Below are 14,515 nucleotides of genomic sequence, written 5' to 3'. Positions count from 1 at the left end.
ACATGAGCAGGACCGTCTACGAGACCGCCACCAGCCTGGACGGGTTCATCGCCGACCAGGACAACTCACTGGACTGGCTGTTCGCCGTCGAGGGAGGAAGCCCGGACGACGAGAACACCGAGGCGCTCGACTCGACCGAGGAGTTCATCAAGGGCGCCGGGGCGATCGTGATGGGCGCGACCACCTACGAGTGGATCCACGAGCACGAGGGCGACAAGCCCTGGCCGTACACGGCGCCCACCTGGGTGCTCACCCACCGGGAGCTCCCCCGGCTCGGTGGCGACCTCAGGTTCACCAGCGCCGACAGCGACCGGGAACTGCGGGACCTGCACGCGGAGATGACCAGGGCCGCCGACGGCCGCGACATCTGGGTGGTCGGCGGCGGACGGATCGCCGCGGACCTGGCCCGGCTGGGCCTGCTGGACGAGGTCCGGGTGTCCGTCGCCCCGGTCAGCCTGGGTGGCGGTGCGCCCCTGCTGGACGGGCGGGTCCAGCTGCGCCCGCTGGAGGCCGGGCTCGCGGGGCCCTTCGCCTGCCTGCGATACGAGGTCGTCAAGGACTGATCCGAACCCCGGTCCGTGCCGGGGCCTCGCCCACGGCGGCGCCCCGGCACTCGTCTCCAGAACGCTCAGCCCCGTTCCAGAGTCCTGAGCCGTTCCGCCGCCCGCGCGACCTCGTTCTCGTTGAACACCGCCACCCCGTGCTCGCGGAGCAGGTGCGCGGTCACGCCCTCCCCCGGCACCTTGCGCCCCTCGAAGGTTCCGTCGTAGACCACGTGCAGTCCGCAGGAGGGGCTGGACTCCTTGAGCAGCGCCAGCACCACCCCATGGGTCTGCGCGGTGGCCAGCGCCGAGTGCGCCCCGGACACGAAGTGGTCGGTCACGTCCGCGCCCTCGGGGGTGAGGACGCGGGCCCGGCCCGCGAGCACGTCGGCGGCGTCCGCGCCCGGTTCGATCTCGGCGGGCGGTCGGGGCACCGGCAGCCCGCCGGCGATCTCGGGGCAGTGCACGACCAGGCGCCCCTCCTCCCGCCAGCGGGTGACCGTGTCGTCCCCCACCGGTTTGGCCCGTCCGTCGTAACGGACCCGGCGGCCCATCAGGCAGGCACTGACCAGCACTTTGCGCATACGGCAACGCTACCCGCGGGCGACACGTAGGCCTCCCACGTTTTCGTAGCCGAAAGTGCTTATCTATGTACTTCAGGTGATTCCTCCGAGGGAGAGACGTGAGCGAAGAACCACGTCAGGGCCAGCAGACCCTGAAGACCGACCACAAGACCACCCGCAAGGCTGTCACCGCCGCGGCGATCGGCAACGCGACCGAGTGGTACGACTTCGGTGTCTACAGCTACCTGGCCGTGACGATCGGTCTGGTCTTCTACCCGGCGCAGTCGTCCGGCGTGCAGCTCATCGCCACCTTCACCACGTTCGCCGCGGCCTTCCTCGTGCGCCCGCTCGGCGGCATGTTCTTCGGTCCGCTCGGCGACCGGGTCGGCCGCAAGCACGTGCTGGCGTTCACCATGCTGCTCATGGCGGTCAGCACGTTCTCCATCGGCCTCATCCCCTCGGCCGCCACCATCGGTATCGCCGCGCCGATCCTGCTGCTGGTGGCCCGTATGCTGCAGGGCTTCTCCACCGGTGGCGAGTACGGCGGGGCCACCACGTTCATCGCCGAGTACGCACCGGACAAGCGACGCGGCTTCCTCGCCTCCTGGCTGGAGTTCGGCACGGTCAGCGGTTACGTCGGCGGCGCCGCCATCGTCACCGTGATGACCCTGGTTCTGGGCTCCGACACCATGCAGGACTGGGGTTGGCGCATCCCGTTCCTGTTCGCCCTGCCGCTCGGCGCGGTCGGCCTCTACCTGAGGCTCAAGCTGGACGACACCCCGGTCTTCAACCAGAACACCGACGGTTTCGCCAAGGACTCCCGGGGCGAGCGGCGCAAGGGCCAGCTGCGCGAGACCGTCGTGGGCCAGTGGCGCGCCATGGTGCTGTGCGTCGGGCTGGTCATGGTCTTCAACGTCAACAACTACATGGTGACCGCCTACCTGCCCACCTACCTGGAGGCGGAGCTGGGGTACGGCACGACCCTGGCCCTGGTCGTCACCCTGGGCGCGATGGTGTTCCTGCTGGCCACGGTGACCCTGTTCGGGTTCATGAGCGATCGCGTGGGCCGCAGACCGATCCTGCTCTCGGGCAGCGTCTGCGCGATCGTGCTGTCCCTGCCCGCCTTCTGGATGCTGCAACAGGGCAGCGTGTGGACGGCGGCCCTGGGCGTAGTGGTCCTGGCGATCACCCTGGTGCACTTCTCCGGGGCGGCGCCCGCCGCGCTTCCGGCCTTCTTTCCGACCAAGGTCCGCTACGGCGCGCTGGCGATCAGCTTCAACGTCTCGGTGGCGCTGTTCGGCGGCACCACCCCGCTGATCGCCGAGTCGCTGGTGCAGTCCACCGGCAACCTGTACTCGCCCGCCTGGCTGGTGATGGCCGCCGGTGCCGTCGGTGTGCTGGTGGTCTGGCGGATGAGGGAGAGCGCCGGACAGCCGCTGCCCGGCGCCCCAGCCATCCCGATGCCAGGGCGCGGCCCGGGTGCGTCCGGGAGGCTGCCCTACCCGAGGGAGGGCGGTGAGCCCGGCTTCGGTATCCGCGGCGGCAACGTCCGCCGTCTGCCCTCGGACTCCTGACCGGCCCCAGGACCACGCGGGAAGGGGGACCAGTGCACACGACGGCGGAGCGCCCCTTACCGATGGCCTGTGGACCGCACCCTCAGCCGGAGCCGCCCCCGCTCCTGGAGCCGGACTCCCCCGCCTCGGCGCGGGCCGCTTTGGTGATCACCTGTTGGAGCGCGCTGTTCAGGTCCTGAAGTTGGCTCACGTCAAGACCCAGGCGTTCCATCATCTGGGCGGGGATGGACTCGGCCTGGCTGCGCAGGTCACGGCCTTGTGGGGTGAGCCTGACGGTCAGCCGGCGCTCGTTGTCGGCCGTTCTCTCCCGCACTACCAGTCCTGAGGCCTCGAGTCGCTTGAGCAGCGGCGAGACGGTCGCCGACTCCAACTCCAACATCTGCGCGATCTCACCGACGGACAGCGGCTCGAACTGCCACAACGCCAGCATGACCAGGTACTGGGGATGAGTGAGCCCGAGGGGCGCCAGCACCGGCCGGTACAGGCCGATCACCATGCGCGAGGCCACCGCCAGGGAGAAGCAGACCTGGTGTTCCAGGGCCAACGGATCGTCCAGCTGCTGCTCCTCGGCCAAATAACCCACCTCGATGTGTCTGCTCCAGCACGCGTAAGACGATCATACTCAGGATTAGCCCACTAATACTTAGCCCACGAACACGGGTTCGGATTGAGTCCCCGCAGCTGGATCGTCGGTGCGCCCCCGATCGCACGGAAGGAGAGCCCGTGGCCGCGCAGGCGGCTTCCCCGAAACCCGACTCGTATGTTCGTGGGCTATCATTTAGTGCACTAACAATACGGCTCGGGGGGAGGGGCTCCTCCACGAGACCCGGATGAGCGCCAGCGACTCCACCGAACCGCGAGGGAAACGGCCATGGACAAACCGCACGGGACAGACTCGTTCTCCTTGCTGTACAGGATGGGGTTCCGTATCAACCACGCGCTCCTGCAGGTCATGGGCCCAGCCGCCCTGAGCCCCGAGACCGACCCACGCCTGCGGGCCAAGAGGGAGTACGAACGCCGCCGCGAACTCCACCGGGCTTGGAAGGCGCACCAGCGATCCCAGGCGAGCACCCATGACTGAAGCCATGTGCTTGCGGGAGGCGCCCGCCTGGCTGGTGGGTCCGGCCTCCCGGTTCCAGCACCGCTTCCGGCCTCAGGGCTCGGGGCCGGCTGACGGACGACCCGCAGCCCCTCGACGCGGTGGCCCACGTGCTGTCCGGAAAACGACGAAGCCCGTGACCGGGACGGTGTCCGGTCACGGGCCGAGGGCTGAACGCCGAGCTAGCGTCGGCCGCCGCCGCGCGGCTTGCGGTCCGGACGCACACTGCCCTTGGAGGCGCGGCCCGGGGTCGCGCCCTTCTTCTCGCGGATCCGCATGCTGATGTGCACCGGGGTCCCCTCGAAGCCGAAGTCCTCGCGCAGCCGACGCTCGATGAAGCGACGGTAGTTGTCCTCGAGGAAACCGGTCGTGAACAGGATGAAGTGCGGCGGGCGCGCACCGGCCTGGGTCGCGAACAGGATCTTGGGCTGCTTGCCGCCACGCACCGGCGGCGGGGTGGCCGCCACCAGCTCCTTGAGCCAGTTGTTGAGCTGACCCGTGGAGATGCGCTGGTTGAAACCGGCCAGGCTGGTCTCGATCGCCGGAACGAGCCGCTCCATGTGGCGGCCGGTGGCCGCGGAGATGTTCACCCGGGGCGCCCAGGAGACGCGCGCCAACTGGCGGTCGATCTCCTTCTCCAGGTAGACGCGGCGCTCCTCGTCGAGGATGTCCCACTTGTTGAAGGCCAGGACCAGACCGCGACCGGCCTCCACGACCTGCTCCACGACCCGGATGTCCTGCTCGGCCAGCGGCTCGCTGACGTCCATCAGCACCACGGCCACCTCGGCCCGCTCCAGGGCGGTGCCGGTGCGCATGGTCGCGTAGTAGTCGGCGCCCTGGAGTGCGCGGAACCGGCGGCGGATACCGGCGGTGTCGATGAACTTCCAGGTCTTGCCGCCCAGCTCGATCAGCTCGTCGACCGCGTCACGGGTGGTACCCGCCACGGAGTCCACGACCACGCGGTCCTCACCGGCGAGCCGGTTCAGCAGGCTGGACTTGCCCACGTTGGGGCGGCCCAGCAGAGCGATCCGGGACGGACCGTCCTCGTCGTCGCCCTCCCCCTGGCCCTCGGGGGTCTCGGGGAAGGCCTCCACCACGGCGTCCAGCATGTCGCCGGTACCGCGGCCGTGCAGGGCGCTGATCGCGAAGGGCTGACCCACGCCCAGGTTCCACAGGCCGAGCGCGTCGGCCTCCTGCTGTCCGCCGTCGACCTTGTTCGCGGCCAGCACCACGGGCTTCTTGGTGGCGCGCAGGACGCGGGTGACCGCGGCGTCGGCGTCGGTGATGCCCACGGTCGCGTCGACCACGAAGAGGATCACGTCGGCGGTCTGCGCGGCGTACTCGGCCTGGCGGGCGACCATCGCGGCCAGACCGCTGACGCTGGTCTCCCAACCGCCGGTGTCCACCAGCGTGAAGCGGTGGTTCTGCCACTCGGCGTCGTAGGCCACCCGGTCACGGGTCACGCCCGGGACGTCCTCGACCACTGCCTCACGGCGGCCGATGATGCGATTGACCAGACTGGACTTACCGACGTTGGGGCGGCCGACGACGGCGACGACGGGCAGTGCCGCCTCCTCGCCCTCGGGCGCCACGCCCACGTCGGACACGTCGAACTCACTCATGTACTCGTACTCCCGGTTCCAGGTCCTCACGCGCCCAGGATGCGTGCCGTGAGGATGTGTCAAGGATTCGACGCGATCGCCACGTGAATCACTCACGGGCGCCGCTGCGGGCGCCCGTGTCCTGCCACGGGGGGCAACCCCCGCGGATGATCTTGTGTTCCCCTGACGGGGGTGGTGTGGCCGGTCTCTCCCCGGCCTCCCGCCCGGTGGGGCGGGTCCGCTGCCCGCGCTGTCTCCGGCGTCCGCACCGGGTGCGACGCTCGCGCGCCGCTACGAGGCCTGAGCCTCGCGGACCTCGTCGGCCAGTTTGACGACCAGCGCGATGACCTCGTCGAGGGTCAGGCCGGTGGTGTCGAGTTCGGTGGCGTCGGCGGTCTGCGTCAGCGGAGAGTGCTCGCGGCTGGAGTCCAGCTTGTCACGGCGGGCCAGGTCGGCCTGGGTCGCCGCGACGTCAACGGTACGGACCTCCTTGCTGCGCCGCTGCGCCCGCGCCTCGGCGCTGGCGGTCAGGAACAGCTTGACGGGGGCCTCGGGGGCGACGACGGTCGTGATGTCACGGCCCTCGACCACGATACCCGCGCTCTCGTCACGGGCGGCCTCGATGACCTCGCGCTGGGTCCGCACCAACAGCTCACGCGCCTCTGGCACGGCCGAGACGGCGCTGACGTTGGTGGTGACCTCCCTGCCGCGGATCTCGGCGGCCACGTCACGCCCGTCCACCGTCACGGAGGGCGCGGACGGGTCACTGCCCATCACGATGACGGGACGGCCGACGTTGGCTGCCACCGCGGCGGCGTCGTTGACGTCGATCTTGTTGTCCAGCATCCACCAGGTCAGGGCCCGGTACATGGCCCCGGTGTCGAGGTAGCGCAGGTCCCGCGCCTTGGCGACACCCCTGGCCGTGCTCGACTTGCCCGACCCGGAGGGACCGTCGATGGCGATGACGATGCCCTTGCCCTGCGCGCTCACTGCTTCTGACTCCCGAAATCACTGTGCCTGGGTGGCGGCGTGGACTACCCCGCCGACGCCTCAGCCTACCTGCTCCGCAAGGCGCTCACGGAGCTCCGTGAGTCTACTTGCGGAGCTGCGCGCCGGGACGCACGGCACCACGCGCGCTCGCGAGCGGGTCACACCCCCGGGTGCACCGACCAGCCCTCGGCGGAGAGCGCCTCGGCGAGGGTGTCCACGGCCTCGGGGAGCAGGTAGAGCTCGGCCACACCCAGCGGCAGGCCGGGGGTGTGCTCGATCCGCACGTCCTCGATGTTGACACCGGCGGTGGCGGCCGCCGCGAACAGGCGGCCCAGCGCGCCGGGCTCGTCCGGGATGACCACGGGGATGACCGTGTAGACGGGGCGGCGGACCGCGCCGTGCTTGCCGGGGATCCGGCCGTGGCCCGAGCGGCCCCGGGCCAGCAGGTCGCGGACCGGCTGCATGCCGTCCTCGGACCCGGATTCACTCGCGGGGTCGGCCTCGGAGGCGAAGGTGGCAGCGGTGGCGGACTGTGCGTGCAGGGCCTCGGCGGTGGCGGCCAGGTCCGCGGCCACCTCGCGCAGGACGTCGGCCACCGGCCCGGCGTTGTGGGTGAGGATCTCCTCCCACATGGCCGGGTCTCCCCCGGCGATGCGGGTGACGTCGCGCACGCCCTGACCGGCCAGGGCCAGCGCGGTCTCGCCTGCGGAGACCAGCCTCGCTGCCACCGCGGAGGAGGCCACGTGCGGGGCGTGCGAGACCAGCGCCACCGCGCGGTCGTGCGCCCCCGCCTCCAGCACCAGCGGGTCGGCACCGCACAGGCGGGCCAGCTCGGTGACGGCGGCGACCGAACCGGGGTCCGCCTTGCCGGTGGGGCACAGCGCCCAGGAGCGGCCGAGGAACAGGTCGGCGCGGGCGGCGCCGGGTCCGTGCTTCTCCCGACCGCCCATGGGGTGGCCGGGCACGAAGGTGGCCATGTCACAGCCGAGGCGTTCGGCGCCCTCCAACACGCTCGACTTCACACTGGCCACGTCGGTGTACACCTGGGCCAGACCGCTGTCCTGGGCCTGGCGCAGCACCGCCGGGACGACGGCGGGCGGGGCCGCGATCACCGCGATGTCGGCGGGCGCGGACCCGGGGGTCCGGTCCATTGGACGGCCGGCGCCGAGGTCGCAGGCCAACCGCAGGGAGGCGGGGTCGGGGTCGGAGAGGGTGACGTCCACGTCGCGGGCGCGCAGGGCGAGCGCGATCGAGGTTCCGATCAGGCCCGTGCCCAGCACCGAGACCCGACGCAGTACCGTGCGCCCCGTACCGGCCGTCTCCTCGCCCACAACGCTCCCCCGACTCGCTTCGGCTCGTGTTCGTGCCCACACGTGTCGGGGCACCTTCCCAGCCTACGACCTCGTGACCTGGCCGCCCGCCCGTCGGTCTCAGCCGGTGAGCCACGTCTCCCGGACCCGGGCAGGTTCGGCCGCTCCGTGCCGCATCGCGTCCAACACGAACTCCACCGCGTGCTCCCGGACCGTTTCCAGGGTCTCGACCGGCACGTACCGGCGGAAGACCCCGGGCAGGACGGTTCCCAGCGCCGCCTCCGCCACGGGGTCGAGGCGTCCGCGTTCGAGGTGCTCCGCACGCAGCCCGGAGCCCAGCCCGTTGGCGTACCAGGCCGTCCAGAGCTCGAACAGCACGGTCCGGTGGAGCACCCGGGTGAGCTCGGGCCCGTGTTCGCGCGCGACGCGAGTGATCGTCTCCTCGAAGCGCTCGGTCAACCGGGCGGGTTCGACCTGTTCGGGCAGCGCCTGCGCGACCGGGGTTCCGACGAACGCCGGCGGCGCTTGGGGAGAATCATCGAAGACCTCGGCCGTGGCGCGCATCCAGCCTATGTGCGCCAACCGGGGAGCGCTCCCCGAAGACGCATTCCCCTTGACCCGGGGCGGTGGTCCGAAGCAGACGGATCGGCGCACCCCCTGGAAGGCGTTCCCGGTCAGGCTCGGGGTGGTTCCGTTCGTGTCGTGTTCCACGAGGTTGGGCACCGAGACCAGCTGGCGCACGCCCCGGTCGTTGAGAAAACCCCGCAGCGCGACGTCGTCCGGGGTGGCGGGGTCGAGCCCGCGCGCGTGTTCGGCGAACGCCAGCGCCACCGGGGTCGGCAGGACCAGCGCCAACGAGGGAACGTAGGGGTCGACGACCGGTGCCGTGGCCTCGCCCGCCAGGGCAGCGATCCGGACCCGGGTCGCGGTACGGCACCCCCACTCGGTGAACAGGCTGATCGCGGCGTCGGGCGCCCGGGAGACCAGGTCGACCACGCGTGCGGCCAGGCCCTCGACCGGCAGGGCGTCGTCCTGGAGCACGATGTGGTGGCTCGCGTCCGCGGCCGTCGCCCACGCCGCCGCGGAGGTCACGAGCGTGGAACCCGCCCCGGGGTCCTCGACGACCGTCGGGGCCGGCTCGGAGCAGAGCCCGGCCAGGCGCTCGGCGTGCTCGCGACGACGGGCGTGGGTCATGATCGCCCAGGTCAGGCTGATGCCCCTGTACGTGTCCGTATTCATGCGAGGATCGCGCTCCTCTCCACGGCCGCGACCAGGTCCCCGGCCGCGGCGGTCCCGCGCAGCCTTGCGGCGAAGTGCTCCGAGGCCTCCTGGCGCTCGGCGGACAGGGCGGCCTTGACCGCGACACCGAGACGATCGCTCAGGGCGTCGGCCGGCAGGACCTCCGCCATCCCGAGTTCGGCCACCCGCCGCCCGTTCCGCTCCTGTTCGGCGGTCTCCGGGACGCAGACCATGGGTGTCCCGGCGATCAGCCCGTCCACCAGGGTGCCGTGCCCGCCGTGCACCACCGCCGCGTCCGAGGCGCGCATGAGGTCGACCGCGTCCCGGCGGAACCCCGTGACCCGGACCCGCTCGGGATAGGCGCGCGCCACCTCGCCCTCGGGCTCGCGGGCGAGCACGATCTCCGCCTGAACGTCCGCGGGCAGGGCGGCCACCAGGTCGTCGAGCACGGCGTCCGACCAGGCACCACCGCCCAGCAGTACGGAGACGAGCCGGTCCCGGCCGCTCCGCTGCGGCAGCTCCGCGCGTGGGGTGCCCGCCACGCGCAGCGTGTCCGCGGCCACGATCGGGCCGACGTGCCGGATCTCGGGGACCAGGGAGGCCACGAGCGCCATGGTCTCGGCGGGCACCTCGGTCAGCGGGTCGAGAACCGGCAGGTCGGGGACGAGCATCGTTTCCCCCAGCACCGCGCGGGCGTGTTCCTCACCCACCCCGGCCCCGTCCAGCGTCACCAGCAGCTCGGGCAGGATGACGTGCATGGGGTTCTGGAACAGCCGCAGGTTGTGCAGGCTGCACGCGGGGACCCCCCGCAGGGACGCGGCCACGGGGGCCGTGTTGCGCATGTCCGCCACCACGGCGTCGGGCGCGTAGCCGTCGATGAGCGCGAGCTCGTCCTCCAGGCACATCGACACGTACCCCGGACTGGCCAGGCGGCCGCGGACGAACCCGCGCAGCGCCTCCCGGTCGCGGATCCCGGTCCACGCCGGGGCCGGTTCGATCTCGCGGACCGGCCGCCAGCCGACCCCCCGCGACTCCACGACGCCGCGCACGGACTCATGACAGGCCACGACGGCGTCGTGCCCGGCCGCGACCAGCAGTTCGGCCGCGGTCACGCACCGGACCACGTGGCCGAGGCTACTGCGGCTGTACGCCACGAAAAGGACCTTCACGCGTTCTCCTTCGACACATCAGGCGACTCAGCACGCCGCACGAAAACCACACAAAGCACGAAACCGAACGCGGCCAGCGAGGGCAGAGCCATGATCGTGAGGGCGACCGGGGCCTGACCGGTGAGGTCGATCAGCACACCGCACAGCCCGCCGCCCAGCGGCACCGCGCCCCAGGCGGCCATCCGGCCGACGGCGTTGACCCGGCCCTGGAGGTGGGCGGGGCAGCGCTGCTGGCGCACCGAGATGCTCACGATCATCGCGATGGTGTGGGCCGTGTTCCATCCCGCGAGCAGGAACAGCGCCACCACCCAGCCCGGTGACCACGCGTAGGCGACCAGGAGGACCACGTCGACGGCGAGCGTCACCGCCGACACCAGCACCGGGTCCAGGGACCTGAGCCGGGGCGTCAGCACGGCCGCGATCAGGGCGCCGACGCTGCACCCGGCGATGATCCAGCCGACCCGGATGTCGTCCGTGCTCAGGTCCAGCGACAGGTCGGAGAAGACCACGATGGTGCTGTAGACCGCGCCGCCGGAGATCCCGATCCCCGCCCCGGCCAGGGTGAGCACGCCCACGACCCGGTCGGAGCGGATGAACCGGAGACCTTCGAGGATCTCCGACCAGCCGACCCGGCTCCCCTCCTTCCCCTGTGCCCCGTCGGCGGCGGTACGGCCGGCCCTCAGGAAGGAGGTGAGGACCGCCGAGACCACGTAGGCCCCGGCGATCACCAGGAAGGCCCCGGCCAGACCGATCCGGTCCAGCAGGAAGAACCCGGCCGGCGCGGCGACCGCGTTCACGACCGTCGCGGCCATCCACAGGTGGCCGTTGGCCTGGAAGACGCGCTCGGGGCCCGCCACGGCGGGCACGAGCGCCGAGGACGCCACGTCGAACCAGACGAAGGCGCTCGACGCCAGGAACCCGATCACCAGGAAGACGGCGAACGGCGGTTCCGACAGCAGGACGACGGCCGGTACCAGGAGCAGCACCAACGCGCTGACCACCTCGACCACGACCATCACCGTGCGCGGGCGCAGCCGGTCGACGTAGGCCCCGGCGAACAGCCCGAAGAGCAGGAACGGCACGACGTTCATCGCGCTCATCGAGGCGGCGGCGGTCGCCGAACCGGTGATGTCGTACACGTGCAGCGGCAGGAGCACCCAGGTCACGGCCGTGGCCGCGGTCGAGGCCGCGCGGCCGGACAGCATGAACCGAAAGTCGGACGAGCGCAGGACCGACGGCGCCGCGGCCCCGGTGGTCACGACAGCACCCCCAGCCGGGTCTCCACACCGCGTGGCACGGGGATCGGACGCCCGCGCAGCGCCTCGGCCAGCGCCAGCATCCGGTCGAGCATGGCCAGCATCGCCGACATCCCCTCCGTGTCGCGGGTCACGGTGTCGGGGCCGCCCGCGCGCACCGTGGCCGGAAACCCGCTGCCCGGGATGATGAGCCGGTTCAGGAGCAGGTTGTGCAGCATCTGCGCGTGCACGGCCTCGTGTGCGTAGCGGCGGCCGACCACCACCACTCCCCCGACCTTGTTGGTGAGCGGCCGGTCGAACCGCAGCCGCCCGACCCCGGCGCGCTCGATGAAGGTCTGCATGAGGGAGGAGGCGCCGTAGCCGTACACGGGCACGGTGTAGACGATCCCGTCCGCCCCCGTCATGACGCGGACGATGTCGGCGACGTCGTCGTCGACCGGGCAGGGGGTGGTCCGGGAGTTGCAACCTCCGCAGCGGCAGGCCTCGATCCGGCGCTCGGCCAGGTGGACGACCTCCAGCTGGACGCCGTTCTCGGCGAGGTGCTCCCGGGCGACGGCCAGCGCGGCGGCGCTGGTCCCGTTCGCCCGCGCGGAGCCGTTGACGGCCACGAACGAGAGCCCTGCGTCCGGGATCCCTGCGTCCGGGAGTTCCTTCTTCGGGAGTTTCGTGCTCGGGAGAGCCGCGTCCGGGAGTTCCTGGTCGGGGAATCCTGCGTTCGCCGCCGTCATGAGCGCCCACCCCTGACGAAGTTGGCGATCATCTCGAAGCCGGTGTCGGTCGAGACGCTCTCGGGGTGGAACTGCACTCCCTCGACCGGCAGGGTCCGGTGGCGCAGGCCCATGACCGTGCCGTCGTCGGCCTCGGCGGTGACTGTGAGAGGCCCGGGTTCGGGCACCCGGTTGACGGCCAGCGAGTGGTAGCGGACCACGCTCACCTGCCCGCTCAGCCCCACGAAGAGGCCCTGCCCGTCGTGGCGCACCAGGCTGCTCTTGCCGTGCATCGGCCGGACCGCGTGGTCGACCGTGCCCTCGTAGGCCAGGGCGACGGCCTGGTGCCCGAGGCAGATCCCGAGGACGGGCTTGGCGCCCGCGACGGCCTGAAGGATCTCCACGTGACCCGACTTGGCGGGGTGCCCCGGCCCGGGGCCGAGCACCACGGCGTCCTCCGGGGCGGCTAGGACGTCAGCCGGGCTCAGGTCACCGGAGCGGACGACCCGGGTCTCGGCGCCCGCCATTCTGAGGTACTGGTAGATGATGTGCGAAAAGCTGTCGAACGCGTCGACCAGAAGAACCCTCATGCCAGAATCCCGCCCGTCGTCGCCTCGACCGCGGCGCTGAGTTTGGCTCGCGTCTCGTCCCATTCCGACTGCGGAACAGAATCCGCCACGATTCCCGCCGAGGCACGGGAGGAAACGGTGTTCCCGGAGCAGAAGACGGAGCGGATGGTGAGGGCGAGATTGGCGTATCCGCCGATACCGATCACCCCGAATACGCCCGCGTAGAGACCGCGCGGGCTGGATTCGAGTGACTCGATGACCTCCATCGCCCGCACCTTCGGGGCGCCGGTCATGGTCCCGGCCGGAAAGGTGGCCCTGATGACGTCGAAGACGTCGAACCCCGGCTCCACCGTCGCCGTGACGGTCGAGACCAGGTGGAAGACGTGCGAATAGGGTTCCACCGCCATCATCACCGGAGTGCGCACCGACCCGGGCACCGCGACCCGGCCCAGGTCGTTGCGACACAGGTCCACCAGCATGATGTGCTCGGCGTGCTCCTTCTCGGCGGTCCTCAGGTAGTGGACCGCCGCCTCGTCGGCGCACTCGTCACCGGTGCGGCGGGAGGTCCCGGCGATGGGGCGCATGGTCGCGCCGCCGCCCTGGAGCAGGACGTGCAGTTCGGGACTGGCACTGAGCAGAGTGGTGTCCCGCAGCGGGAGCATGCCCATGAACGGGGACGGGTTGGTGCGGCGCATGCGCGCGTAGATCTCCCACGGCTGGAGCTCGCTGTCCAGCGTGACGTCGTAGCCGAGCTGCACCTGGTAGACGTCGCCGTCCCGGATGTGCTCCAGGGCGACGTCGACCCAGCCCAGGTAGTCGTCCCGGAGCACTTCGGGGGAGGCCTCCGCGTCCGAGCTGGACGGGTGCGGCCGGGCCTCGGTTTCAGGGGCTGCTGCGGCGGCTCCGGGAGCGGCTCTGGCGGTGGCGCGTGCGGCTGCCGCGACCACCCGGTCCGGTTCGACCGCCTCCCACAGGTCGCTGTGCGAGGTGGTCAGGGTTCCCGCACCGGTCCGCAGGTCGACCTCGAGGATCGAGGCGTACAGGGTGAGCGCCAGGTCCGGGACCCGCGCCCGGTCGCGCGGGATGGAGCGCGGCAACGCCTCGATGTACTGGACGGCGTCGTAGGACAGGACGGTCAGGAACCCGAAGTCCGGCCGTGCGTCCGAGGCCTGCGGGACGTCGAAGCAGCCGGTGATCTCCCGCAGAACGTCCCAGAGCCGGGTGGGCTCGTCCAGCACCGCCCCGCCCCCGGCGCGCTCCTGCTGCAGGATCAGGCCCGGAACCGCCTCCCGCAGTGATCCCCACAGCGCCTCTCGGAGCGCGGTATCGCCGGTGATATCGATCCGGCGATCCAGCACCTCGGCGGTGACCAGGGGGCCGATGCCGATGATCGCCCGTTCACGGTCCCGGTCGGGGCCGCCCAGCGACTCCAGTAGGTAGACGGACCGCTCCCCGAACTCCGCTTGGAGTTCCCGGGCGACGTCGAACGTCTCATCGACGAACATGGTGCGGCGTTCGAGCCGAACACCGATGGACTTGCGCACGACTTCTCCGTTCCAGTCCGAACTGTCCACTGGGACAGCCCGAAACAAAGGGTCATTTCGCACGACGAAAACCGGAAGGGTCTTCGAGGTACACAAAGAAAGGCCCTGTGCTGGCGTAAAAGAAGTGCTGTCCGGAACTTGTGGTTCCGATCCAGCGCCCCGCCGCAGGGAATGCGAGGAACTCCCGAGGCGGTACACGGCTCACGGCCGGGCGGGCAACCCAAACCGTAAAGAAACCTTACAACAAGACCCCGGGGGCCTGTTCACTCACCCCGGGGTCTATTCAATCCGATGATCCGATGACCACTGCGGACCAGGCGATATCCGAATTCTCCTGGTCCGCACTGACGTC

The 14,515-nt window shown here is 71.1% G+C and carries 14 protein-coding genes; 3 read left to right on the top strand and 11 right to left on the bottom strand.

The genetic code is table 11. From position 1 onward, the window contains the following. Positions 1 to 2: 2 nt before the first annotated feature. The gene (locus HNR07_RS02575; RefSeq protein ID WP_184361418.1) at positions 3 to 563 is read left to right on the top strand and encodes a dihydrofolate reductase family protein; all 561 of its coding nucleotides are present in this window, start codon (positions 3 to 5) and stop codon (positions 561 to 563) included. A 65-nt stretch (positions 564 to 628) separates the two neighbouring features. On the opposite strand, the gene HNR07_RS02570 is transcribed toward HNR07_RS02575, so the two are convergent. After that, the gene (locus tag HNR07_RS02570) at positions 629 to 1,126 is read right to left on the bottom strand and encodes a DUF523 domain-containing protein (protein ID WP_184361415.1); all 498 of its coding nucleotides are present in this window, start codon (positions 1,124 to 1,126) and stop codon (positions 629 to 631) included. 98 nt (positions 1,127 to 1,224) lie between these two features. On the opposite strand from HNR07_RS02570, the gene HNR07_RS02565 reads away from it, so the two are divergent. Then, positions 1,225 to 2,679 (top strand): MFS transporter, encoded by a 1,455-nt coding sequence (locus HNR07_RS02565; protein ID WP_184361412.1) that lies wholly within the window; start codon positions 1,225 to 1,227, stop codon positions 2,677 to 2,679. An 82-nt stretch (positions 2,680 to 2,761) separates the two neighbouring features. Here HNR07_RS02565 and HNR07_RS02560 read toward each other — a convergent pair whose 3' ends face one another. Next, on the bottom strand, positions 2,762 to 3,262 hold the full coding sequence (locus HNR07_RS02560) for a MarR family winged helix-turn-helix transcriptional regulator (RefSeq protein WP_184361409.1): 501 nt from the start codon (positions 3,260 to 3,262) through the stop codon (positions 2,762 to 2,764). A gap of 288 nt (positions 3,263 to 3,550) precedes the next feature. Here HNR07_RS02560 and HNR07_RS02555 point away from each other — a divergent pair, with 288 nt between their 5' ends. After that, entirely contained in the window at positions 3,551 to 3,760 is a 210-nt protein-coding gene (locus tag HNR07_RS02555) for a hypothetical protein (protein WP_184361406.1), read from the top strand. A gap of 200 nt (positions 3,761 to 3,960) precedes the next feature. Here HNR07_RS02555 and der read toward each other — a convergent pair whose 3' ends face one another. The 9 genes from der to HNR07_RS02510 all read right to left on the bottom strand — a co-directional run bounded on the left by der (position 3,961) and on the right by HNR07_RS02510 (position 14,163). Beyond that, on the bottom strand, positions 3,961 to 5,400 hold the full coding sequence (gene der / locus HNR07_RS02550; RefSeq protein ID WP_184371319.1) for a ribosome biogenesis GTPase Der: 1,440 nt from the start codon (positions 5,398 to 5,400) through the stop codon (positions 3,961 to 3,963). Positions 5,401 to 5,670: 270 nt separating this feature from the next. Further along, the gene (gene cmk, locus HNR07_RS02545; protein ID WP_184361403.1) at positions 5,671 to 6,369 is read right to left on the bottom strand and encodes a (d)CMP kinase; all 699 of its coding nucleotides are present in this window, start codon (positions 6,367 to 6,369) and stop codon (positions 5,671 to 5,673) included. Between the two features lie 158 nt (positions 6,370 to 6,527). Further along, on the bottom strand, positions 6,528 to 7,700 hold the full coding sequence (locus HNR07_RS02540) for a prephenate dehydrogenase (RefSeq protein WP_184361400.1): 1,173 nt from the start codon (positions 7,698 to 7,700) through the stop codon (positions 6,528 to 6,530). Positions 7,701 to 7,799: 99 nt separating this feature from the next. Further along, positions 7,800 to 8,918 carry a hypothetical protein gene (locus HNR07_RS02535; protein WP_184361398.1) on the bottom strand — a complete coding sequence of 373 codons (1,119 nt, stop codon included), beginning with the start codon at positions 8,916 to 8,918 and terminating at the stop codon, positions 7,800 to 7,802. Next, complete coding sequence (locus tag HNR07_RS35795) at positions 8,915 to 10,087, bottom strand: nucleotide disphospho-sugar-binding domain-containing protein (protein WP_184361395.1); 1,173 nt, start codon at positions 10,085 to 10,087, stop codon at positions 8,915 to 8,917. Before HNR07_RS35795 ends, HNR07_RS02535 begins: the two co-directional genes overlap by 4 nt. Next, the gene (locus tag HNR07_RS02525) at positions 10,084 to 11,346 is read right to left on the bottom strand and encodes an MFS transporter (protein ID WP_184361392.1); all 1,263 of its coding nucleotides are present in this window, start codon (positions 11,344 to 11,346) and stop codon (positions 10,084 to 10,086) included. The genes HNR07_RS35795 and HNR07_RS02525 overlap by 4 nt, the downstream gene beginning before the upstream one ends. Further along, entirely contained in the window at positions 11,343 to 12,071 is a 729-nt protein-coding gene (locus HNR07_RS02520; RefSeq protein WP_184361389.1) for a flavodoxin family protein, read from the bottom strand. The genes HNR07_RS02525 and HNR07_RS02520 overlap by 4 nt, the downstream gene beginning before the upstream one ends. Further along, positions 12,068 to 12,640, bottom strand: a complete 573-nt coding sequence (locus HNR07_RS02515; RefSeq protein WP_184361386.1) for an anthranilate synthase component II — start codon at positions 12,638 to 12,640, stop codon at positions 12,068 to 12,070. Before HNR07_RS02515 ends, HNR07_RS02520 begins: the two co-directional genes overlap by 4 nt. Beyond that, a complete protein-coding gene (locus HNR07_RS02510) occupies positions 12,637 to 14,163 on the bottom strand; it encodes an anthranilate synthase component I family protein (protein WP_184361383.1) in 1,527 nt (508 codons plus the stop codon). The genes HNR07_RS02515 and HNR07_RS02510 overlap by 4 nt, the downstream gene beginning before the upstream one ends. Between the last annotated feature and the right edge of the window lie 352 nt (positions 14,164 to 14,515).

It is taken from the genome of Nocardiopsis metallicus (assembly GCF_014201115.1).
GTDB lineage: Bacteria > Actinomycetota > Actinomycetes > Streptosporangiales > Streptosporangiaceae > Nocardiopsis > Nocardiopsis metallicus.
Note: the sequence above shows the minus strand (reverse complement) of the source record. Positions and strands in the feature narration are given on the sequence as shown.

Coding starts and splice junctions, on each gene's coding strand:
- HNR07_RS02570 (WP_184361415.1), bottom strand. CDS start 1,126: ATGCGCAAAGTGCTGGTCAGTGCCTGCCTGATGGGCCGCCGGGTCCGT.
- HNR07_RS02520 (WP_184361389.1), bottom strand. CDS start 12,071: ATGACGGCGGCGAACGCAGGATTCCCCGACCAGGAACTCCCGGACGCG.
- HNR07_RS02515 (WP_184361386.1), bottom strand. CDS start 12,640: ATGAGGGTTCTTCTGGTCGACGCGTTCGACAGCTTTTCGCACATCATC.
- HNR07_RS02535 (WP_184361398.1), bottom strand. CDS start 8,918: ATGAATACGGACACGTACAGGGGCATCAGCCTGACCTGGGCGATCATG.
- HNR07_RS02575 (WP_184361418.1), top strand. CDS start 3: ATGAGCAGGACCGTCTACGAGACCGCCACCAGCCTGGACGGGTTCATC.
- HNR07_RS02555 (WP_184361406.1), top strand. CDS start 3,551: ATGGACAAACCGCACGGGACAGACTCGTTCTCCTTGCTGTACAGGATG.
- der (WP_184371319.1), bottom strand. CDS start 5,400: ATGAGTGAGTTCGACGTGTCCGACGTGGGCGTGGCGCCCGAGGGCGAG.